Genomic DNA, 22,629 nt, shown 5'->3' with positions numbered 1-22,629 from the left:
CGGGGGCAAGCCCCCTCCCACACTGTGGGAGGGGGCTTGCCCCCGATGGCGTCATTTGCACCACCGAGGCTTTCTTTTTTGTACAAACGCCTGCGTCCCCTCAATCCCTTCCTCACTGCGCACCGCCTCGGCAAACCACTGCGCGCCCCGATCCAGCACCGCCTCCAGCGGCTCATTCACACTGGCCAGCAACAGCGCTTTAGTCCGTCCATTCGCCCCCGGCGCACACTTCAGCACCTGGCCCAGCACGTCGTCCAACCGCTGCGCCAACGCCTGCGGGTCGCGCTCGGTAAAGTGCACCACCCCCAGCTGCTCAGCCTCAAGCCCATCAAACCGCGCCGCGGTCAGCGCCAGCCGTCGCGCCTGGGTCAGCCCGATGCGCTTGACCACAAACGGTGCAATCTGCGCCGGCAGCAAGCCCAGGCTGGTCTCCGGCAGGCCGAATTGCGCCTGATGATCGGCGATGGCGATATCGCTCACGCACGCCAGGCCAAAGCCCCCGCCCAGCACCGCGCCCTGCAGCACCACGATCACCACCTGCGGCAGCGCTTGCACTTCCTGCAGCAAGGTGCCAAACGCCCGGTTCAGCGCCTGCAGTTGATTGCCCGCCGTGACCAGGTCCTTCACATCCGCCCCGGCGCAGAAATGTCCGCCGGCGCCGCTGATCACTACCGCGCGCGTCTGGCTATCCAACTGCGCCAGCACACTGCTCAGTTCATTGACCATCTCCAGGCTCATCGCATTGCGGCAGTCGGGCCGGTTGAGGGTGATGTGCAGCACGCCGTTGTGGGGTTCGAGCAACAAGGTGTTCATGGCTTTTTCCCCGGCAAGGTGCCCATCAACTTGCAGATGATGCCCAGCATGATTTCATCGGCGCCGCCACCGATCGACACCAGCCGCACATCGCGATAAGCCCGGGCCACAGGGTTGTCCCACATGAAGCCCATGCCGCCCCAGTATTGCAGGCAACTGTCGGTGACTTCGCGGCCCAGGCGCCCGGCCTTGAGCTTGGCCATCGACGCCAGGCGGGTCACGTCCTGGCCCTTGATGTATTGCTCGGTGGCCTGGTAGACCAGGGCGCGCAGGCATTCGATTTCGGTGGAAAGTTCGGCGAGACGAAAGTGAATGACCTGGTTGTCGATCAGCGCCTTGCCGAAGGTCTGGCGCTCTTTGCAGTATTCGATGGTGCTGTCGATGCAATGCTCCAGACCCTTGATCATATTGGCCGCGCCAAACAGGCGTTCTTCCTGGAATTGCAGCATCTGCATCATGAACCCCGCGCCTTCGTGACCGATGCGGTTGCGTTGCGGCACGCGCACGCCGTCGAAGAACACCTGGGCGGTCTCGGAGCTGTGCATGCCGAGCTTTTCCAGGGGTGGGCTGACGCTGATGCCGGGGGTGTTCATCGGCACCATGATCAGCGACTTGTTGATGTGCGGCTTGTCATCGGAGGTGTTGGCCAGCAGGCAGATGAAGTCGGCGCTGGGCGAGTTGGTGATCCACATCTTGCTGCCGTTGATCACGTAGTCGTCGCCGTCCTTGCGCGCATGGGTCTTCAACCCGGCCACGTCGGAACCGGCGCCGGTTTCCGAGACGCCGATGCAGCCGACCTGCTCGCCGCTGATGGCCGGGCGCAGGAATTCTTCGCGCAGTGCATCGGAGCCGAAGCGGGCGAGGGCGGGGGTGCACATGTCGGTCTGCACGCCGATGGACATGGGAATGCCGCCGCAGCGGACGGTGCCGAACTCTTCGGCGGCGACGATGGAATAGCTGTAGTCCAGGCCCATGCCGCCGAACTTCTCCGGTTTGGAGATACCCAGCAGGCCGAGTTCACCGGCCTTGCGGAAAATATCGTGGATGGGAAAGCGCCCGGCCTTTTCCCATTCGTCCACATGGGGGTTGATCTCGCGGTCGACGAAGGCGCGGACGCTGCGGCGCAGTTCCTGGTGTTCTTGAGTGAAGATCATTTTTATTGTTCTCCTGATTAGAAGCGCGCCACACCAAAGCTGTTGGGCTGCAATGGCCGCACCTCAGCCTCATGACAGATATCCAGCAGAAAACCGAGCAAGGTCCGTGTATCCCGAGGGTCAATCAGCCCGTCGTCCCACAGGTTCGCGCTGCCATACAGCGCCGTGGACTGGCTGTCGAGCTTCTGCGCAGTGACCTGTTCCAGCATGTCCAGCACCTTGGGGTCCGGCACCAGGCCGTCCTTCAATTGCTTGGCCTCCGTGACAATTCGCAGGACTTTGCCGGCCTGCGCACCGCCCATCACCGCCGTGCGGCTGTTGGGCCAGGCGAAGATAAAGCGCGGGTCCAGGCCACGGCCGCACATCGCATAGTTGCCCGCGCCATAGGAGCCGCCGACCACAATCGTCAGTTTAGGCACCCGTGCATTGGCCACCGCCTGGATCATCTTCGCGCCGTGCTTGATCACGCCTTGCTGCTCCGACTCGGTGCCCACCATGAAGCCGGTGGTGTTGTGCAGGAACAGCAGCGGCGTGCGGCTCTGGTCGCACAGCTGGATAAATTGCGCGGCCTTGCTCGCCCCCTTCGGTGTGATAGGGCCGTTGTTGCCGATCACGCCGACGGCGCGGCCCTGGAGGTGCATGTGGCCGCAGACGGTGTGGGCGTCGAACTCGCCCTTGAACTCGAGGAAGTGCGAGCCGTCGGCCAGGCGTGCGAGGATTTCGCGGACGTCGTAGGGCTTTTTCGGGTCGTCCGGGATCAGGCCGAGCAGCTCTTCGATGGGGTGCAGCGGTTCGGCGTAGGCACGTTTCGGCGTCTGTGGCAGGCGATCATTCCAGGGCAACAGGCCGACGATTTCGCGCGCGATACGCACGCCGTCCGCATCGTTTTCCGCCAGGTATTCGGCGGTGCCGGCGGTTTGTGCGTGCATCTCGGCGCCGCCCAGTTCTTCATCGGTCGCCACTTCGCCGGTCGCGGCTTTAAGCAGCGGCGGGCCGGCGAGGAACAGTTTGGCTCGGCCGCGCACCACCACCACGTAATCCGACAGCCCCGGCTGATACGCGCCACCGGCCGTAGCCGAGCCATGCACCACGGTGATCTGCGGCAGGCCCATGGCTGACATGCGCGCCTGGTTGGCGAAGCTGCGCGCACCTTCGACGAAGATCTCGGCGGCATAGTTGAGGTTGGCGCCGCCGCTTTCGGCGAGGGTCACCACCGGCAGTTTGTTCTCCAGGGCGATCTGTTGCAGGCGCAGGGATTTTTTCAGGCCGGTGGGGGAAATGGTGCCGCCCTTGATCGCGCTGTTATTGGCCACCACCAGCATGCGCACGCCGCTGACGTAGCCGATGCCGGCGATCAACCCACCGCCGGCGGCGCTGCCGTCCTTGTCGTCGTGCAGCTTGTAGCCGGCCAGGCTGGCCAGTTCCAGGAACGGCGCACCAGGGTCCAGCAGCAGGTTGAGGCGCTCGCGTGGCAGCAGTTGGCCGCGCTTGTCGAACTTGGGCTTGGCGTCCTGCGCCTTGCTCAGCAGGGTGTCTTCCAGCGCGCGCAGTTGGGCGATGGCGGCCAGCATGGCTTCGCGGTTTTGCGCGAATTGGGCGCTGTGGGCATCGATCAGCGATTCAATCACTGGCATGGTCTATTGCTCCGCCTTGAGCACATCCGGCAAGTAGGCGCGGTGGAAGCCATTGAACGGTTCGCTCGGCGCCTGCGCCTTGTGCAACGGCCAGGCGCGGCTGCCCAGGCTGGCGGCGCCGTCGATGCGCAGTGTGCTGCCGCTGATAAAGGCAGCGGCGGGGCTGAGCAGGAACACGATGGCTGCGCTGACTTCCGATTCGGTGCCGATGCGCTTGAGCGGCACATGTTCGCGCAGCGTGGGAATCACCGCCTTGAACGCGCCTTCGTAGGTGTCCATGCCGCTGGAGGCGATCCAGCCCGGCGCCACCGCATTGACCCGCACCCCGGCATAACCCCATTCGAACGCGGCGGTCTTGGTGAAGTTGTCCATGCCCGACCGTGCCGCCCCCGAGTGGCCCATGCCGGGCATACCGCCCCACATGTCGGCGAGCATGTTGACGATGGCGCCGCCGTGCTTGCTCATGGATTGGTTGAACACTTCCCGCGCCACCAGGAAACCGCCGACCAGGTTGGTGCGCAGTACGGTTTCGAAACCTTTCTGGTTGATTGCGGCCAGTGGCGAGGGGTACTGGCCGCCGGCATTGTTGACCAGGCCATGGATCGGACCGTGCGCATGCAGGATGTGTTTGACCAGCGCCTTGACCGCCTCTTCATCGCGGATGTCGCACACCTGCCAATGGGCGATGCCGCCGTCTTCAGCGATTTCCGCCGCGACCTTCTGCAACTTATCCGCCTTGCGTCCCACCAGGATGACGTTAGCGCCGAGCGCTGCCAATTCATGGGCAGTGCAACGGCCAATGCCGCTGCCGCCACCGGTGACTACCACGGTTTGCCCCTGGAACAGGTTGGCTTTGAAGATCGAGTCGAAGGCCACGGCAACGCTCCTGTTATGCGAGTTGATTGGCAATGTGTTGCGGCACGGCAATCGGGATGTCCAGCAGTTGCTGGGCGAAGGCTTTGCCCTGCGGGTCGATGCGTAGGCTGGCGATGCCACCGCCGCCCAGGGCGTTTTCCAGCAAGAAGTTGAGGCTGTGGCTGCCGGGCAGATACCAGCGCCCGACACGGCCGTGAACGGGGTCGAGCAGGTGGCCCATCCAGTCGACAATCACTGGCGGGGTGAGTGCTTCGGCGATCCATGGCAGGTAATCGGGGTGGCGGGCGATCACGCCAATATTGCTGTGGTTGCCCTTGTCTCCGGAGCGCGCCACGGCCAGTTTCACCAATGGCACGCTGGCGTCGGCGCGGCCTTGGGGCTTGGGCGGATCGATGGACGCATCGGGCAGGCGCGGGGCGTCGGCAGCTGGCAGTGCGCAGGGGTGGCGTTCGCCCTGGAAGTCGATGGCCAAGTCACAGGCTGTTTTATCGATCAGGAAGGAAAACAGCCGGATCAGCGGGTACACCGTCGGCCGTCCGCCGACGATGCCGGTCAGGCCCGGCGCCATGCCGGTAGCGGCCTGGGCAATCTCGCGGGAAAACAGTATCAGCGCTTGTTTGCTGGGGTGACGCACCGCCAGTTTCACCACCACTTCGCGGCAGTCCTGGCGCCTGGCGTGGGCGCCGTAGGTGGCTTCGCTGCCGAGCAATTCGATGTTCACTTCGGTGTAAGGCGCCCAGCCGCGCTGGCTGAACAGCTCCGAGGTCTTGTTGATGATCGCCTGGCTGACCCGCTCGGCCTTGGCGACCGCATCGATGCCGGCGATCAGGCAACTGGCGGTGCAGCGGAAACCGTCCGGGTACGTGGCGCTGACCTTGTACTGGTCGGTAGGTGGCAAGCCCTTGGCGCCGTGCAGGCGTACCTGGTTGTTGCCTTGCTGCTGCAATTTGACCTGGCTGAAATCGCAGATCACATCGGGCAGCAGGTAGGCGTGCGGGTTGCCGATTTCATACAGCAACTGTTCAGCGACGCTGAGTTCGCTGATCAGCCCGCCCGTGCCCTCGACCTTGTTGACGGTGAATTGGCCGTCGGCGCTGACTTCGACGATGGGAAAGCCGATGTGCTCGTAGTCCGGTACGTCGCGCCAATCGGTGAAGTTGCCGCCGGTGCACTGCGCGCCGCATTCGATGATATGCCCGGCCAGGGCGGCCTGGGCGAGGCGGTCGTAATCCTGCCAGGACCAGTCGAATTCATGCACCAGCGCGGCGCTGACCACTGCGCTGTCCACCACGCGCCCGGTGATGACGATATCCGCGCCCAGTTTCAGCGCCTGGGTGATGCCGGGTGCGCCCAGATAGGTGTTGGCGGACACGCACAGCGGCGGCAACGGTATACCGTTGAACATGTCGGTGACGCCGCGCAGGTGTTTGAGCTGGGGGTGCAGGTCGTCGCCCAGCAGCACGGCGATTTTCAAGGGAATATCGGCTTTGTCGCAGGCGGCTTGCAGGGCGGCGGCGCAGGCTTGCGGGTTGATGCCGCCGGCGTTGCTGATCACGCGAATGCCCTGGCGCTGGATATCCGCCAGCAGCGGCGTGAGCACGTCGACGAAATCCGTGGCATAGCCGGCCTGGGGATCTTTCATCCGCGCACCGGCCAGGATCGACATCGTGACTTCCGCCAAGTAGTCGAATACCAGGTAATCCAGCTGGCCGCCTTGCACCAGTTGGGCGGCGGCGGTGCAGGTGTCGCCCCAGAAGGCGCTGGCACAGCCGATACGAACCGTCTTGCTCATGAGAAATCCTTCCTCGAATGGCTGGGGTCGAGACTACCAAGCAAGCGCTTGGTTTGTAAACTGTGGATGCAAGTTTCAGCCAAGCGCTTGCTTGGGTCGCCGCCTCGGCCTAAATTGCGGGCCAAGACGTCCGTGGAAGTAGAGGAGAGAGGCATGGATGAGCACAAAGCCCTGCGGGTCATGCGCACCATGGTTGATGGCGGGCAATTGACCGACCCCGACAGTGCCCGGGGCAAGCTGCTGCAAACCGCGGCCCACCTGTTTCGCAACAAGGGCTTCGAACGTACCACCGTGCGTGACCTGGCCAGCGCCGTGGGCATCCAGTCCGGCAGCATCTTTCATCACTTCAAGAGCAAGGACGAGATCCTGCGGGCGGTGATGGAAGAAACCATCCACTACAACACGGCGATGATGCGCGCTTCGCTGGAAGAGGCGAGCAACGTGCGCGAACGCGTGCTGGCGCTGATCCGCTGCGAATTGCAGTCGATCATGGGCGGCAGCGGCGAGGCCATGGCGGTGCTGGTGTACGAGTGGCGTTCGTTGTCGGCCGAAGGCCAGGCCCAGGTGCTGGCCCTGCGCGATGTGTACGAGGCGCTCTGGCTGCAAGTGCTGGGGGAGGCCAAGGATGCGGGCTATATCCGTGGTGATGTATTTATCACGCGGCGTTTCCTCACCGGCGCGCTGTCCTGGACCACCACCTGGTTTCGCGCCGAGGGCAGCCTGACGCTGGAGCAGTTGGCCGAAGAGGCCCTGCTGATGGTTTTGAAGGCCGATTGAGGCGCAAGCTATTAATTTACCGCTGGAAAGTTGTCTCTCCAGACAAAAACGCCTAGCTTATCGCCATTAGCGTTTTTGAACGGTGCGTGCCTTGATGTTTTCGCCATGGCGGCTGGCTGCAGGACTTACCTTTTGGGCACTGGGCACCGCGTGGTGGGTGCCGGCTTCGGCTGCGCAGTTGGTCCGTATCGGCGCGGCGCATTTCCCACCCTACACCGTGCGCCCGGAGCAGGGCGCCGACACCGGTTTGCTGCCGCAACTGGTCGAAGCCCTGAACGCCGCGCAAACCGACTACCAATTTGTCTTGGTGCCCACCTCCATCCCGCGACGTTTTCGCGATTTCGAGCAGGGCCGGGTGGATATGGCGATCTTCGAAAACCCCGCCTGGGGCTGGCAGGAGATAGCCCACACGTCGGTCGACATGGGCCTGGAAGATGCGGAAATCTTCGTCGCCCAGCGTGAGCCCGGTCGTGACCAAAGCTATTTCGCTGACCTGAGAGGTAAACGCCTGGCGGTGTTCAGCGGTTATCACTACGCCTTCGCCAACTTCAACCCCGACCCCAAGTACATGGCCGAGCACTTCAACGCCACGTTGACCTATTCCCATGACAGCAACCTGCTGATGGTCGCGCGCGGGCGTGCCGATATCGCCTTGGTGACGCGGTCGTACCTGAGTGATTTCATGGTGCGCAATGCGCAGATGGCGGGGCAGTTCCTGGTCTCGGAGCGCATCGACCAGGTCTATCACCACTACGCGTTGTTGCGCCCGAAAGCGCCGATCACGGGGGACGCGTTTGCCGCGTTGCTCAAGCGTTTGCGCGACGATGGCGAGATGCTGAAGATTTTCGAACCGTACCGCATCGATGTAACCGCAGTCCCCATGTAGGAGCGAGCTTGCTCGCGAAGAACCAGAGAGCGCCGCGTCAAGCCAGATGCGCTGCGTTATCGTTGACGACCTTCGCGAGCAAGCTCGCTCCTACAGTGATGGTTTGCTGTCAGACCCGACGTGCAAACGTATCGCTATGGCTGCCCGACACCTTGCGGCAGTGCACCAGCGCATCACGGATCATGAAGTTCACCAGGGTCGGCGATACGCCCAGTTCCTTGGCGATGTCCTTTTGTGGCACGCCGTGCAGGCGGTACATCTCGAACGCATAGCGGGTGCGCTGGGGCAGCTCCGTCAGGGCGTCGGCGATGTTTTCCAGGGTGTTGAAATTGATGTGCGAGGTTTCCGGTGAAGCGCCGTGAATAACCACATTCAAGCCTTCCTCTTCCGTCCCGGAGTATTTGAGCTCCAGGGCCTGCTTGCGGTAATGATCGATGGCCAGGTTGCGCACGATCTGGAACAGATAACTCAACTGGGCCTTGAACGATGAGGTGATCGTCGGCGCCGATTGCAGCCGAAAGTAGGCATCCTGCACTACATCCTCGGCACGGGAGCGGCACCCGGTAATACGTGCCGCGATCTTCACCAGAATCAGTCGATTATCGACGAATGCCTGGAGCAGCGGTGAGTCGCACCTGCCTGTGGATACTTGTTCCGTCATGGAAATCACCTTGTCGCAAAAGAGGTTAGGGGAGGGCGTCCTTGCCGGGGCCTCCTACACATCGGGCAACAAATTATGCTTAATGATAATGATTGTCAAATGAGAAGGCGAACTAATCTTATGCTTTCTTGTTCGGTGTGAACCACGTCTCGCTTGTACCCGGCGACTAATTATTTGCCGGTGCCGTCCGTTCTTCTGGGTGACAGGTCCGTTAGTAAAACGGCCAAGGATCAGCACCCGCAGGAGGACGAAATGGGTTTCTATCGTGCATACAGCGTGTTTCAGTTTGGAGTCGTCACTCGATGAGTACGCCGACTCGACTGCGCCTGTTCTGCCTGCCCTATTCGGGCGCCAGCGCCATGGTGTATGCGCGTTGGCGCCGGGCGCTGCCTGAGTGGTTGCAGGTATGTCCGCTGGAATTGCCCGGCCGTGGCATGCGCATGGACGAGCCGTTGCAACGCGATATCAAGGCCCTGGCCGCGCAGCTCGCCGATGAAATCAGCCGCGACTTGAGCGGTCCCTATGCCCTGTTCGGCCACAGTCTCGGCGGCCTGCTCGCCTTCGAATTGGCCCATGCCTTGAACGCTCGCGGTGTGCCTGCGCCGCTCGCCCTGTTCGCCTCCGGCACTGCCGGCCCGGCCCGTCGCGATGTCAGCGAATACGCCATCGAAAAGACCGACGAACAACTGATTGCTCGCCTGCGCGAACTGCAAGGCACCACCGAAGAAGCCCTGGCCAACCCCGAGTTGATGCAGTTGATGCTGCCGATCCTGCGTGCCGATTTCCTGCTGTGCGGCAGCTTCACCTACGGCGAGCGTGCGCCGCTGCGCATGCCGATCCATGTGTTCGGCGGCAAGCAGGACAGCGTGCGCGCCGACCAGTTGCTCGACTGGCAACTCGACGCCGCCAGCGGCTTTTCCCTGGACATGTTCGACGGCCACCACTTCTTCCTCGTGCAACACGAAAGCGCCGTACTGCGTTGCGTGCGGCGCTACGCCGACGAACACCTGGCCCGCTGGCGCAATGGCGCGGCGCGGCCACTCGCCGTCGGCTGAACACCCCCCCGAATTCTTGAATTTCCCGTAAGCCGATTTCAGGCAGGAACCCCATGATGGACGCCTTCGAACTCCCCCGCACCCTGGTCCAGTCCCTTCAACGTCGCGCCGCGCAGACCCCGGACCGGGTTGCCCTGCGCTTCCTCGCCGAGTCCGCCGAGCACAGCGTCGTGCTCAGCTATCGCGACCTCGACCAGCGCGCCCGCACCATCGCCGCCGCCTTGCAGGCCAACGCCGAGCTGGGCGATCGTGCGGTGCTGTTGTTCCCCAGCGGTCCGGATTACGTCGCGGCGTTCTTTGGTTGCCTGTACGCAGGCGTGATCGCGGTGCCGGCCTATCCGCCGGAGTCCACCCGCCGTCATCACCAGGAGCGCCTGCTGTCGATCATCAGCGATGCCGAGCCGCGCCTGTTGCTGACCATCGCCAGTCTCGCCGACGGCTTGGCGCAGATCGACAATGCGCCGCCGGTCCTGAGCGTCGATACCTTACAGAGCGCTGGCGACTGGGCCGCCCCCGACCTGCACCCCGATGACATCGCCTTCCTGCAATACACCTCCGGCTCCACCGCGTTGCCCAAGGGTGTGCAAGTCAGCCATGGCAACCTGGTGGCCAACGAAGTGCTGATCCGGCGCGGTTTTGGCATCGACCTCAACCCCGACGACGTGATCGTCAGCTGGCTGCCGCTGTACCACGACATGGGCCTGATCGGCGGCCTGCTGCAACCGATCTTCAGTGGCGTGCCGTGCGTGCTGATGTCGCCCGCCTACTTCCTCGGCCGGCCATTGCGCTGGCTGGAAGCGATCAGCGAATACGGCGGCACCATCAGTGGCGGGCCGGACTTCGCCTATCGCCTGTGCAGTGAGCGGGTCAGTGAATCGGCCCTGGAACGCCTGGACCTGAGCCAGTGGCGCGTGGCTTATTCCGGCTCCGAACCGATCCGCCTCGACACCCTGGAGCGCTTCGCCGAGAAGTTCGCTGCCTGTGGTTTTACCCCGAATAATTTCTTCGCCTCCTACGGCCTGGCCGAAGCAACCCTGTTTGTCGCCGGTGGCACTCGTGGCCATGGCATCCCCGCGCTGCGCGTCGACGAGCAGGCCCTGGCCGCCAACCGCGCCGAGCCGGGGCAGGGCAGTGCGATCATGAGTTGCGGCACCAGCCAGCCCGAACACGCGGTGCTGATCGCTGACCCGCACAGCCTCGCCGAACTGCCCGATAACCACGTCGGCGAACTCTGGGCCAGCGGCCCGAGCATCGCCCACGGCTACTGGCGCAACCCCGAGGCCACCGCCAAGACCTTCGTGCAACATGCCGGCCTTACCTGGCTGCGCACTGGCGACCTCGGTTTTATCCGGGACGGCGAGGTGTACATCACCGGTCGCCTCAAGGACCTGCTGATCGTGCGCGGCCACAACCTGTACCCGCAGGACATCGAACAGACCATCGAGCGCGAAGTGGAAGTGGTGCGCAAAGGCCGGGTCGCCGCGTTTTCGGTGAATGACCGGGGCCTGGAGGGCATCGGCATTGCCGCCGAAATCAGCCGCAGCGTGCAGAAGATCCTGCCGCCCGAAGCGCTGATCAAAGCGATCCGCCAGGCCGTCGCGGAGGCGTACCAGGAGGCGCCGAGCGTGGTGGTGTTGCTCAACCCTGGCGCGTTGCCGAAGACCTCCAGCGGCAAGGTGCAACGTGCGGCGTGTGCGCTACGCCACGCCGATGGCAGCCTCGACCGCTATGCGCAGTTCCCCGATCTGCAAGCGCAGGCGCGCACTGGAGCGCTGGAATCCGACCTGCAAAACCAGATCGCCGCGATCTGGTGCGAACAGTTGCAGGTCGCGACCGTTGCGGCCGATGACCACTTCTTCCTGCTCGGCGGCAACTCCATCAGCGCCACCCAAGTGGTCGCGCGCCTGCGTGAAACCCTTGGCCTGGAGCTGAGCCTGCGCCTGCTGTTCGAAGCGCCGACCCTGCAGGGTTTTGCCGCGGCTGTCGCGCAATTACAACAGGATGGCGGCGTCGCCCAAGGTGCGATTCACAGCTTGTCCCGTCTGGAGGAACTGCCCCAATCCCTGGCACAGAACCGCCTGTGGATCACCTGGCAACTGGACCCGCACAGCAGCGCCTACACCATCCCTGGTGCCCTGCGCCTGCGCGGCGAGTTGGACGAAGACGCGGTGCGCGCAAGCTTCCAGCAGTTGATCCAGCGCCACGAAGCCCTGCGTACACGCTTCTACGAACGCGACGGTCAGGCTTTCCAGCGGATCGATGCCAAGGCCGATTTCGACCTGCAGATCATCGACCTCAGCGACCTGCCCGCAGCCGAGCGTGAAGCCCGTGCGCAACAGATCCGCGAAGACGAAGCGCGCACCCGGTTCGACCTGGAAAAAGGCCCGCTGCTGTGGGTGACCCTGGTGCGCCTGGACGATGAAGACCACCAACTGTTGGTGACCCTGCACCACATCATCGCCGACGGCTGGTCGCTGAATATCCTTATCGATGAATTCTCACGCCTCTACGCCGCCGCTGCCCAGGGCCAGACCCTGGCGTTGCCGCCCCTGGCTCTGCACTACGCCGACTACGGCAGTTGGCAGCGCCAATGGCTGGCCGAAGGCGAAGGCCAGCGCCAACTGGCGTACTGGAAAACGCAACTGGGTGAAGAGCACCCGACACTGAGCCTGGCCACCGACCATCCGCGCTCGGCACACCACCGCCACACGGCCTCGCGCCATAGCTTGCGCTTGGGTGCGAGCCTTAGCGAAGCCATTCGCCAGGCCGCCCAGGCCAACGAATCCACGCCCTTCATGCTGTTGCTGGCGGCGTTCCAGAGCCTGCTCTATCGCTACAGCGGCCAGCGCGATATCCGCATCGGCGTACCCAATGCCAACCGCCCGCGCCAGGAAACCCAAGGCCTGGTCGGCTTCTTCATCAACACCCTGGTGATGCGCGCCGAACTCGACGGACGCCTGCCCTTCAACCAGCTGCTAGCCGCAACGCGCCAGACGGCCTTGGGCGCCCAGGCCCATCAGGACCTGCCGTTCGAACAACTGCTGGAAGCCTTCCCGCAAGCCCGCGAGCAGGGCCTGTTCCAGGTCATGTTCAACCACCAGCAACGCGACCTCAGTGCCTTGCGCCGCCTGCCGGGTATGCTCGCCGACGAGCTGCCGTGGCACAGCCGCGAAGCCAAGTTCGACTTGCAACTGCACACCGAAGAAGACCGCAACGGGCGCCTGAGCCTGTCGTTCGACTACGCCGATGAACTGTTCGAAAACGCGACTATCCAGCGCCTGGCCGAGCACTACATCAACCTGTTGCACGCTGTCTGCGAACAGCCCCGGCAAGCCATCGGCGACCTCATGCTGATGCAGCACGACGAACAGGCGCTTTACAGCGAAGCCCCCTGCGCGCCGGCCCAACAGTGGCTGCCCGACCTGCTCAACCAGCAGACCTCGGACAGCACCGCGCTGGTCTGGGACGGCGGTAGCCTGACCTTCGCCCAACTCCACACCCAGGCCAACCGCCTGGCCCATTACCTGCGCGATAAAGGCGTCGGCCCGGACGTGTGCGTGGCCATCGCCGCCGAGCGTTCGCCGCAACTGCTGATCGGTCTGCTGGCGATCATCAAGGCCGGTGGTGCCTACGTGCCGCTCGACCCGGACTATCCCGCCGAGCGGCTGGCCTACATGCTCAAGGACAGCGGCGTCCACTTGCTGTTGACCCAGACTGCGCTGCTGGAGCAAGTGCCGAATGCCGAAGGCGTGTGTGTGATCGCCATGGACAGCCTGCACCTCGACAGCTGGCCGACCCAGGCGCCCGGCCTGCACCTGCACGGCGATAACCTTGCCTATGTGATCTACACCTCCGGTTCCACCGGCCAGCCCAAAGGCGTGGGCAATACCCATGCGGCATTGGCCGAGCGCTTGCAGTGGATGCAGGCCACCTATCAACTCGACGCCAGCGATGTGCTGATGCAAAAGGCGCCGATCAGTTTTGACGTGTCGGTGTGGGAATGCTTCTGGCCGCTGATCACCGGTTGCCGCCTGGTGCTGGCCGGCCCCGGCGAGCATCGCGACCCGCACCGCATCGCGCAGTTGGTGCAGGCGCACGGCGTGACCACGCTGCACTTTGTGCCGCCGCTGTTGCAGCTGTTTATCGATGAACCGCTGGTGGCCGTATGCACCAGCCTGCGCCGCCTGTTCTCCGGTGGCGAAGCCTTGCCTGCCGAGCTGCGCAACCGCGTGTTGGCCCAGTTGCCGGCGGTGCAATTGCACAACCGCTATGGCCCGACCGAAACCGCAATCAACGTGACCCACTGGCACTGCAGTGCCGAGGATGGCGAACGCTCGCCGATTGGCCGTCCGCTGGGCAATGTGATCTGCCGTGTGCTGGATGAGCAGCTCAACCCCGTGCCCGTTGGCGTGCCGGGTGAGCTGTGTATCGGTGGTATCGGCCTGGCGCGGGGTTACCTCGGCCGTCCTGGGTTGACCGCTGAGCGCTTTGTCGCCGACCACCAAGGTGCGCGCCTGTACCGCACCGGTGACCGCGCCCGCTGGAACGCCGACGGTGTGCTTGAGTACCTCGGCCGTCTCGACCAACAGGTCAAGCTGCGCGGTTTCCGTGTGGAGCCGGAAGAAATCGAAGCGCGCCTGCTCGCCCTGGACGGCATCGCCCAGGCCGTGGTGCTGGTGCGTGACGCCCAGTTGATCGGCTACTACACCGCCCATGCCGAACTGGACGAACAGCAGGTCAAGAGCGCCCTGGCCGCCGAACTGCCGGAGTACATGGTGCCGGCGCTGCTGATGCGCCTGGACGCCATGCCGTTGAGCCCCAGCGGCAAGCTCGACCGTCGCGCGTTGCCGGAGCCGGTGTGGCAAACCCGTGAGCACGTCGAGCCTGAAACGCCGCTGCAACAGCAGATCGCCGCGATCTGGCGCGAAGTCCTCGGGCTGCCGACAATCGGCCTGCACGATGACTTCTTCGCCCTGGGCGGCCACTCGCTGCTCGCCACGCAAATCATCTCCCGCACCCGCCAGGCGTGTGACGTCGAGTTGCCGTTGCGCACCTTGTTCGAAGCCAGCGAGTTGGGCGCTTTTGCCGAACAGGTCGGGCTGATCCAGGCGTCGGGCCAACGCAACCAACAAACCGCCATCGCCAAGGTCGACCGCAGCCAGCCGGTGCCGTTGTCCTATTCCCAGCAGCGCATGTGGTTCCTCTGGCAGATGGAGCCGGACAGCCCGGCGTACAACGTCGGCGGCATGGCGCGCCTGCGTGGCGTGCTGGATGTGGGGCGTTTCGAGGCGGCGTTGCAAGCGCTGATCATGCGTCACGAAACCCTGCGCACCACCTTCCCGAGCGTCGACGGCGTGGCCTGTCAGAAGGTCTCGGCACAGACCGGCCTGCGCATGGACTGGCAGGACTACTCCGCGCTGGCCGAACCCGAACGCCAGCAGCGCTTGCAGCAACTGGCCGATCACGAGGCGCATACTCCGTTCAACCTGGAAACCGGGCCGTTGCTGCGCGCCTGCCTGGTCAAGGCCGCCGAGCGCGAACATTACCTGGTGCTGACCCTGCACCATATCGTCACCGAAGGCTGGGCCATGGACATCTTTGCCCGTGAACTCAGCGCGTTGTACGAGGCCTTTATCGACGAACGCCTGTCGCCGCTGGCGCCGTTGCCGGTGCAGTACCTCGACTACAGCGTATGGCAGCGCCAGTGGATGGAAGCGGGCGAGCGTCAGCGCCAACTGGACTACTGGACTCGTCAGTTGGGCACGGAACATCCGCTGCTCGAACTGCCCGGCGACCGTCCACGTCCACCGGTACAAAGCCATCGGGGCGAACTGTACCGCTTCGATTTGAGCGATGACCTGGCCGTCCGCGTGCGTGCCTTCAACGCTGAACGCGGCCTGACCCTGTTCATGACCATGACCGCCACCCTGGCCGTGTTGCTCTACCGCTACAGCGGCCAGACCGACCTGCGCATCGGCGCGCCCGTGGCCAACCGCATCCGCCCGGAAAGCGAAGGGCTGATCGGCGCGTTCCTCAACACCCAGGTGCTGCGTTGCCAGCTCGATGGGCAGATGAACGTGGCTGAGCTGTTCGAACAGGTGCGCCATACCGTGATCGAAGGCCAATCCCATCAGGACTTGCCTTTCGACCACTTGGTGGAGGCCCTGCAGCCGCCGCGCAGTGCGGCCTACAACCCGCTGTTCCAGGTGATGTGCAACGTGCAGCGCTGGGAGTTCCAGCAGAGCCGCCAATTGGCCGGCATGACCGTCGAGTACCTGGCCAACGATGCGCGGGCGACCAAGTTCGACCTCAACCTGGAAGTCACCGACCTTGACCATCGCCTGGGTTGCTGCCTGACCTACAGCACCGATTTGTTTGATGAGCCACGCATCGCCCGCATGGCCGAGCATTGGCGCAACCTGTTGGAAGCGTTGATCGCCAATCCCGAGCAGCGTCTGAGCGAATTGCCGTTGCTCAGTGCTATGGAACAGCGCGCGCTACAGGACAGCCTGGGCGTCGAAGCCGGTGAACATCGCCTTGATCAGTGCATTCACACGCTGTTCAGCCAGCAGGCGAAAGCCCGTGGCGATGCGCCCGCGCTGACCTTCGCCGGCGTTACCCTCAGCTACCGCGAACTGGACGCCCGCGCCAATCGCCTGGCCTGGATGCTGCGCGAGCGTGGCGTCGGCCCGCAGGTGCGGGTCGGCCTGGCGTTGCCGCGTTCGCTGGAAATGGTCATCGGCCTGCTGGCGATCCTCAAGGCCGGCGGCGCCTACGTGCCGCTGGACCCGGAATACCCGCTGGACCGCCTGCATTACATGATCGAAGACAGCGGCATCGGCCTGCTGCTCAGCGACGCGGCGATGTTCGAAGCCCTTGGCGAATTGCCGGCGACCGTGGCGTGCTGGTGCCTGGAAGATGATTTGCCGGTACTCGCCAACTACCCAGCCGATGAGCTGCCGTTGATCAGCCTGCCGCAACACCAGGCGTACTTGATCTACACCTCCGGCTCCACCGGCAAGCCCAAGGGCGTGGTGGTGGCCCACGGTGAAATCGCCATGCATTGCGCGGCAGTGATCGAGCGGTTCGGCATGCGCCCGGATGACTGCGAGCTGCACTTCTATTCGATCAACTTCGACGCCGCCACCGAGCGCCTGCTGGTGCCGTTGCTCAGCGGTGCGCAGGTGGTGTTGCGGGCCCAGGGCCAGTGGGATGCAGAAGAAATCTGCGGACTGATCCGTACCTATCACATCACTATCCTGGGCTTCACGCCGAGCTACGGCAGCCAGTTGGCGCAATGGCTGGCGACCCAGCAGCAGACGTTGCCGGTGCGCATGTGCATCACCGGTGGCGAAGCGCTGACCGGTGAGCACCTGCAGCGCATCCGCGCAGCGTTCCAGCCGCAGGTGTTCTTCAACGCCTATGGCCCGACTGAAACGGTGGTGATGCCGCTGGCCAGTCTCGCGCCCGAGCAGTTGGAGGAGGGCGCCGGCAGCGTGCCGATCGGCAGCATCATCGGCGACCGTGTGGCGTACATTCTCGACGCCGACCTGGCCCTGGTGCCGCAAGGGGCGACCGGCGAGTTGTACGTCGGTGGCGCCGGACTGGCCCAGGGTTATCACCAGCGTCCGGGCATGACCGCCGAGCGTTTTGTCGCCGATCCCTTCGCGAGCAACGGTGGGCGCCTGTACCGCACCGGCGACCTGGTGCGCCAACGCGCCGATGGCCTGGTGGAGTACCTGGGGCGGATTGACCATCAGGTGAAGATTCGCGGTTTCCGTATCGAACTGGGCGAGATCGAAACCCGCCTGCTGGAACACGAGTCCGTGCGTGAAGCGGTGGTGCTGGCGCTGGATTCGCCGAGTGGCAAGCAGTTGGTGGCGTACCTGGTCAGCGATGCCGAGCACGGCGCATTGCGCGATGCGCTCAAGGCACATCTCAAGGCGCAACTGCCGGACTACATGGTGCCCGCGCACCTGATCGTGCTCGACAGCATGCCGTTGACCGCCAACGGCAAACTCGACCGTCGTGCGTTACCGCAGCCGGACCCCGAGGCGAATCGCCAGACCTATGTTGCGCCACGCAACGAGCTTGAACAGACGTTGGCAGCGATCTGGTGCGCCGTGCTGAATGTGCAGCAAGTCGGCCTGGACGATAACTTCTTTGAACTGGGCGGTGATTCGATCCTGTCGATCCAGGTGGTCAGCCGTGCGCGGCAGGCCGGGATTCATTTCAGCCCCCGCGACCTGTTCCAGCACCAGACCGTGCAAACCCTGGCCGCCGTGGCCACGCGCTCCGAGCAGATCACCGCCGAGCAAGGCGTGCTTACCGGTAGCTCGGGCCTCACGCCGATCCAGCACTGGTTCTTCGACACCGAGATCCCGAACCGTCAGCACTGGAACCAGGCGCTGGTCCTCAAACCGTTGCAACTGCTGCAACCCCATCGTCTGGAGCAGGCGCTGCTGGCGGTGCTGGAACACCACGATGCACTGCGCCTGAGCTTCTCCCAGCGCGACGCGCGGTGGCACGCCGAGCATCTGGCCGTGCCGGAAGGCGGCGTGCTGATGCAGGCGCAAGTGCGTGATATGGCGCAGTGCACCGCGCTGTTCACCGACACCCAGCGCAGCCTCGACCTGCAACACGGTCCGTTGCTGCGCGCCTTGCTGGTGGACGGTCCCCAAGGGCAACAACGCCTGCTGATCGCGATCCATCACCTGGTGGTGGACGGCGTGTCGTGGCGCGTCCTGCTCGAAGACCTGCAAACGGTCTACCGCCAACTGAGTGACGGCCAATCGGTCAGCCTGCCGGCCAAGACCAGTGCCCTGCGTGATTGGGCCGCGCGTTTGCAGGCGTATGCCGGCAGCGAATCCCTGCGTGAAGAACTGAGTCTGTGGCAGGACCAATTGGCTGGGCCGGAAGTGGTGTTGCCGGTGGCGCGCCCGCACGGTTCGTTGCGCAACCGCGACGCCGACAGCGTCAGCGTGCGCCTGGATGCCGAACACACCCGCCAGCTGCTGCAACAGGCCCCGAGCGCCTATCGCACCCAGGTCAACGACCTGCTGCTGACCGCCCTGGCCCGTGTGCTGTGCCGTTGGACGGGTCACGCCTCGGCACTGATCCAGTTGGAAGGCCACGGTCGTGAAGCCCTGTTTGATGACATCGACCTGACCCGCAGCGTCGGCTGGTTCACCAGTGCCTACCCGCTGCGCCTGACCCCGCAGGCCGGGCAGGGCGATTCGATCAAGGCGATCAAGGAGCAACTGCGCGGCGTGCCGCATAAAGGCCTGGGTTATGGCGTGCTGCGCTACCTGGCCGATGATCTGTGCAAGCACAGCATGGCCGCCTTGCCGAGCGCGCAGGTCACCTTCAACTACCTCGGCCAGTTCGACCAGAGCTTCGGTACCGATGCGCTGTTCCATCCGCTGGATGAGTCCGCGGGCCTGGCCCATGACCCGGACGCGCCACTGCCCAACGAGCTGAGCATCGACAGCCAGGTGTACGGCGGCGAACTGGTGCTGCGCTGGACCTTCAGCCGTGAGCGTTTCGATCAGCACACGGTGCGCGAATTGGCCGAGGCCTACCTGGCCGAACTGCACAGCCTGACCCGGCACTGTCTGCAGGACGATGTCGGCGGCCTCACGCCGTCCGACTTCCCGCTGGCCGATCTGACCCAGGCGCAACTCGACAGCCTGCCGGTGCCGGCCAGCGTCATCGAAGACGTCTACCCGCTGACGCCGATGCAGGAAGGCCTGTTGCTGCACACCCTGCTGGAGCCGGGCACCGGCCTCTACTACATGCAGGACCGCTACCGCATCAACAGCGCCCTCGACCCCGAGCGTTTCGCCCAGGCCTGGCAGGCGGTGATCGCCCGTCACGAAGCCTTGCGCGCTTCGTTCTGCTGGAACGTCGGCGAAGACATGCTGCAAGTGATCCACGCACCGGGCAGCACGCCAATTGAATACCTCGACTGGAGTGCTGACCCGGAAAGCGAACATGAGCCGCGCCTGCAAGCACTGCTCAAGCAGGAGCGCGAAGCCGGTTTCGATCTGCTCAACCAGGCGCCGTTCCACCTGCGCCTGATCCGCGTCGGCGCCGAGCGCTACTGGTTCATGATGAGCAACCACCATATCCTCATCGATGCCTGGTGCCGCTCGTTGCTGATGAATGACTTCTTCGAGATCTACATGGCCCTCGGCGAGGGGCGCGAGGCGCAACTGGCCACACCGCCGCGCTATCGCGATTACATAGCCTGGCTGCAACGCCAGAACCTGAGCGAGGCACGCCAGTGGTGGCAGCAGAACCTGCAAGGCTTCGAGCGCACCACGCCGATCCCGAGCGATCGTCCGTTCCTGCGTGACCACGCCGGCCACGGTGGCATGTTGGTGGGCGACTGCTACACCCGCCTCGACGCCCGCGACGGTGCGCAGCTGCGCGAACTGGCCCAGGCTCATCAACTGACCGTCAACACCTTCGCTCAGGCGGCGTGGGCGCTGGTATTACGTCGTTTGAGTGGCGACCGTGACGTGCTGTTTGGCGTCACCGTGGCCGGGCGCCCGGTAGAGATGCCCGAGATGCAACGCACCGTCGGCCTGTTCATCAACAGCATCGCGCTGCGGGTAAAACTGCCCGAGGACGACCAGCGTTGCAGCGTGCGCCAGTGGTTGAGCGACTTGCTCGACAGCAATATGCAACTGCGCGAGTACGAATACCTGCCGCTGGTAACCCTCCAGGAACACAGCGAACTGCCCAAGGGCCAGCCGCTGTTCGACAGCCTGTTCGTGTTCGAAAACGCCCCGGTGGAAGTCTCGGTGCTGGACCGTGCACAAAGCCTGAATGCCACCTCGGACTCCGGCCGCACCCACACCAACTTTCCGCTGACGGCCGTGTGTTATCCGGGCGATGACCTGGGCTTGCACCTGTCCTACGACCAGCGCTACTTCGACGAAACCACCGTGCAAGGCATGCTCGGTGAGTTCAAGCGCCTGCTGCTGGCGCTGGTGCAGGGCTTCCATGGCGACATGGCCGACCTGCCGCTGATTGGCGAGCAGGAGCGTGAGTTCCTGGTGGAGGGCTGCAACCAGAGTGAGCATGTTTACCCGCTGGAGCGCAGCTATGTCGAGTTGTTCGAAGCCCAGGTGGCCGCACATCCGCAGCGCATCGCCGCCAGTTGCCTTGATCAACAATGGACCTACGACGAACTGAACCGCCGCAGTAACGGCCTGGGTCATGCGCTGATTGCAGCCGGCGTGGGTCTCGATCAACCGGTGGCGTTGCTGGGCGAACGTAGCCTTGACCTGCTGGGCATGATCATCGGCAGCTTCAAGGCCGGTGCCGGTTACCTGCCGCTGGACCCGGGTCTGCCGAGCCAGCGTTTGCGCAGCATCATCGACTTGAGCCGCACGCCGTTGCTGGTATGCACCGAGGCATGCCGCGAGCTGGCCATCGAGTTGCTGGACGGCTTCGATTGCCAATTGCTGGTGTGGGAAGAGATACCGGCACGTGGTGAAAACCCGCGGATCTACAGCGGCCCGGACAACCTCGCCTACGTCATCTACACCTCGGGTTCCACCGGCCTGCCCAAGGGCGTGATGGTGGAGCAGCGCGGCATGCTCAATAACCAGTTGAGCAAGGTCCCATACCTGGCCTTGAGCGACGCCGATGTGATCGCGCAGACTGCGTCGCAAAGCTTTGATATTTCCGTGTGGCAGTTCCTTGCCGCGCCGCTGTTTGGCGCGCGGGTGGATATCGTGCCGAACACCATCGCGCATGATCCCCAAGGCCTGCTGGAACACGTTCAGACCCAAGGGATCACCGTGCTGGAAAGCGTGCCATCACTGATCCAGGGCATGTTGGCCCAGGACCGCATCAGCCTGGATGGCCTGCGCTGGATGCTGCCAACCGGCGAAGCGATGCCACCGGAGCTGGCGCATCAGTGGTTGTTGCGTTACCCCGAGATCGGGCTGGTGAACGCTTATGGTCCGGCGGAATGTTCCGATGATGTGGCGTTCTATCGCGTCGACTCGGCCTCGACCCGTGGCACTTACCTGCCGATTGGTACACCGACCGACAACAACCGTTTGTACCTGCTGGATGGTGCGTTGGAGCTGGTGCCCCAAGGTGCTGTGGGTGAGCTGTGTGTCGCCGGCACCGGCGTTGGTCGCGGTTACGTCAGCGACCCGCTGCGCACTGCGCCGGTGTTTGTGCCGAATCCTTTCGGTGCGCCGGGCGAGCGCCTGTACCGCACCGGCGACCTCGCGCGTCGCCGTAGTGATGGCGTGCTGGAGTACGTCGGGCGTGTCGATCATCAAGTGAAGATTCGCGGCTACCGCATCGAGCTGGGTGAAATCGAAGCGCGCCTGCACGAACAACCGGAAGTGCGCGACGCGGCGGTGGGGGTGCAGGAGGGCGTCAACGGCAAGCACCTGGTCGGCTATCTGGTGGCGGCGGATGAGGCGCTGAACCCAAGCGAACGCCTGGACCGCATCAAGCAACGCCTGCGCGCCGAGCTGCCGGAATACATGGTGCCGCTGCACTGGCTGTGGCTCGACCGCCTGCCACTGAATGCCAACGGCAAACTCGACCGCAAGGCGCTGCCGGCGCTGGAGATCGGCCAGTTACACAGCCAGGACTACCTGGCGCCGCGCAATGAGCTGGAAACCACCTTGGCAGACATCTGGGCCGAAGTGCTGAAAGTCGAGCGGGTAGGGGTGCAGGACAACTTCTTCGAACTGGGCGGGCATTCGTTGCTGGCCACGCAGATTGCCTCGCGGGTGCAGAAGACCTTGCAGCGGGATGTGCCGCTAAGGGCGATGTTTGAATGCAGTACGGTGGCGGAGTTGGCCGAGTATATCGAGGGGCTGGCTGCGAATGAGATCAGTGCCGAGAAGGTAGATCGTTTGAGTGATTTGATGGCGGAGTTGGAGGGGCTTTAATTTTCGTTGTCTGTCAGGGCCTCATCGGGGGCAAGCCCCCTCCCACATT

10 protein-coding genes are annotated in these 22,629 nt (G+C 64.0%); 4 read left to right on the top strand and 6 right to left on the bottom strand.

Annotation, left to right across the window (positions count from 1 at the left end; translation table 11 throughout):
- Positions 1-51: 51 nt before the first annotated feature.
- Genes BLR69_RS12535 through BLR69_RS12515 form a run of 5 tightly spaced genes read right to left on the bottom strand, consistent with a single transcriptional unit; the run spans position 52 to position 6,269 of the window.
- A complete protein-coding gene (locus BLR69_RS12535; RefSeq protein WP_071492724.1) occupies positions 52-813 on the bottom strand; it encodes an enoyl-CoA hydratase/isomerase family protein in 762 nt (253 codons plus the stop codon).
- Positions 810-1,967, bottom strand: coding sequence for a citronellyl-CoA dehydrogenase (gene atuD / locus BLR69_RS12530; RefSeq protein WP_071492725.1), 1,158 nt, complete (start codon positions 1,965-1,967; stop codon positions 810-812). Before atuD ends, BLR69_RS12535 begins: the two co-directional genes overlap by 4 nt.
- 17 nt (positions 1,968-1,984) lie before the next feature.
- Positions 1,985-3,601 (bottom strand): geranyl-CoA carboxylase subunit beta, encoded by a 1,617-nt coding sequence (atuC, locus tag BLR69_RS12525; protein WP_071492726.1) that lies wholly within the window; start codon positions 3,599-3,601, stop codon positions 1,985-1,987.
- A 3-nt stretch (positions 3,602-3,604) separates the two neighbouring features.
- Positions 3,605-4,477 carry an SDR family oxidoreductase gene (locus BLR69_RS12520; RefSeq protein ID WP_071492727.1) on the bottom strand — a complete coding sequence of 291 codons (873 nt, stop codon included), beginning with the start codon at positions 4,475-4,477 and terminating at the stop codon, positions 3,605-3,607.
- Between the two features lie 13 nt (positions 4,478-4,490).
- A complete protein-coding gene (locus BLR69_RS12515) occupies positions 4,491-6,269 on the bottom strand; it encodes an acyclic terpene utilization AtuA family protein (protein WP_071492728.1) in 1,779 nt (592 codons plus the stop codon).
- 153 nt (positions 6,270-6,422) lie between these two features.
- On the opposite strand from BLR69_RS12515, the gene BLR69_RS12510 reads away from it, so the two are divergent.
- Both BLR69_RS12510 and BLR69_RS12505 read left to right on the top strand, forming a co-directional pair.
- Positions 6,423-7,046, top strand: coding sequence for a TetR/AcrR family transcriptional regulator (locus BLR69_RS12510; RefSeq protein ID WP_071489790.1), 624 nt, complete (start codon positions 6,423-6,425; stop codon positions 7,044-7,046).
- A gap of 94 nt (positions 7,047-7,140) precedes the next feature.
- On the top strand, positions 7,141-7,932 hold the full coding sequence (locus tag BLR69_RS12505) for a substrate-binding periplasmic protein (RefSeq protein WP_071492729.1): 792 nt from the start codon (positions 7,141-7,143) through the stop codon (positions 7,930-7,932).
- 109 nt (positions 7,933-8,041) lie between these two features.
- Here BLR69_RS12505 and BLR69_RS12500 read toward each other — a convergent pair whose 3' ends face one another.
- Positions 8,042-8,593, bottom strand: a complete 552-nt coding sequence (locus BLR69_RS12500) for an RNA polymerase factor sigma-70 (RefSeq protein WP_005789991.1) — start codon at positions 8,591-8,593, stop codon at positions 8,042-8,044.
- 302 nt (positions 8,594-8,895) lie between these two features.
- Here BLR69_RS12500 and BLR69_RS12495 point away from each other — a divergent pair, with 302 nt between their 5' ends.
- Together BLR69_RS12495 and BLR69_RS12490 are read left to right on the top strand one after the other, a co-directional pair.
- Positions 8,896-9,648, top strand: coding sequence for a thioesterase II family protein (locus tag BLR69_RS12495; RefSeq protein ID WP_071492730.1), 753 nt, complete (start codon positions 8,896-8,898; stop codon positions 9,646-9,648).
- 53 nt (positions 9,649-9,701) lie between these two features.
- Entirely contained in the window at positions 9,702-22,580 is a 12,879-nt protein-coding gene (locus tag BLR69_RS12490) for a non-ribosomal peptide synthetase (RefSeq protein ID WP_071492731.1), read from the top strand.
- Positions 22,581-22,629 lie beyond the last annotated feature (49 nt).

Source organism: Pseudomonas azotoformans (genome assembly GCF_900103345.1).
GTDB lineage: Bacteria > Pseudomonadota > Gammaproteobacteria > Pseudomonadales > Pseudomonadaceae > Aquipseudomonas > Aquipseudomonas azotoformans.
This window is presented reverse-complemented; position numbering and strand designations above follow the sequence as displayed.

Bases quoted from the DNA above. Each gene is read 5' to 3' on its own strand.
- BLR69_RS12500 (WP_005789991.1), bottom strand. From the start codon at position 8,593: ATGACGGAACAAGTATCCACAGGCAGGTGCGACTCACCGCTGCTCCAG.
- BLR69_RS12495 (WP_071492730.1), top strand. From the start codon at position 8,896: ATGAGTACGCCGACTCGACTGCGCCTGTTCTGCCTGCCCTATTCGGGC.
- BLR69_RS12510 (WP_071489790.1), top strand. From the start codon at position 6,423: ATGGATGAGCACAAAGCCCTGCGGGTCATGCGCACCATGGTTGATGGC.
- BLR69_RS12515 (WP_071492728.1), bottom strand. From the start codon at position 6,269: ATGAGCAAGACGGTTCGTATCGGCTGTGCCAGCGCCTTCTGGGGCGAC.
- BLR69_RS12505 (WP_071492729.1), top strand. From the start codon at position 7,141: ATGTTTTCGCCATGGCGGCTGGCTGCAGGACTTACCTTTTGGGCACTG.
- atuC (WP_071492726.1), bottom strand. From the start codon at position 3,601: ATGCCAGTGATTGAATCGCTGATCGATGCCCACAGCGCCCAATTCGCG.
- BLR69_RS12535 (WP_071492724.1), bottom strand. From the start codon at position 813: ATGAACACCTTGTTGCTCGAACCCCACAACGGCGTGCTGCACATCACC.
- BLR69_RS12490 (WP_071492731.1), top strand. From the start codon at position 9,702: ATGATGGACGCCTTCGAACTCCCCCGCACCCTGGTCCAGTCCCTTCAA.
- atuD (WP_071492725.1), bottom strand. From the start codon at position 1,967: ATGATCTTCACTCAAGAACACCAGGAACTGCGCCGCAGCGTCCGCGCC.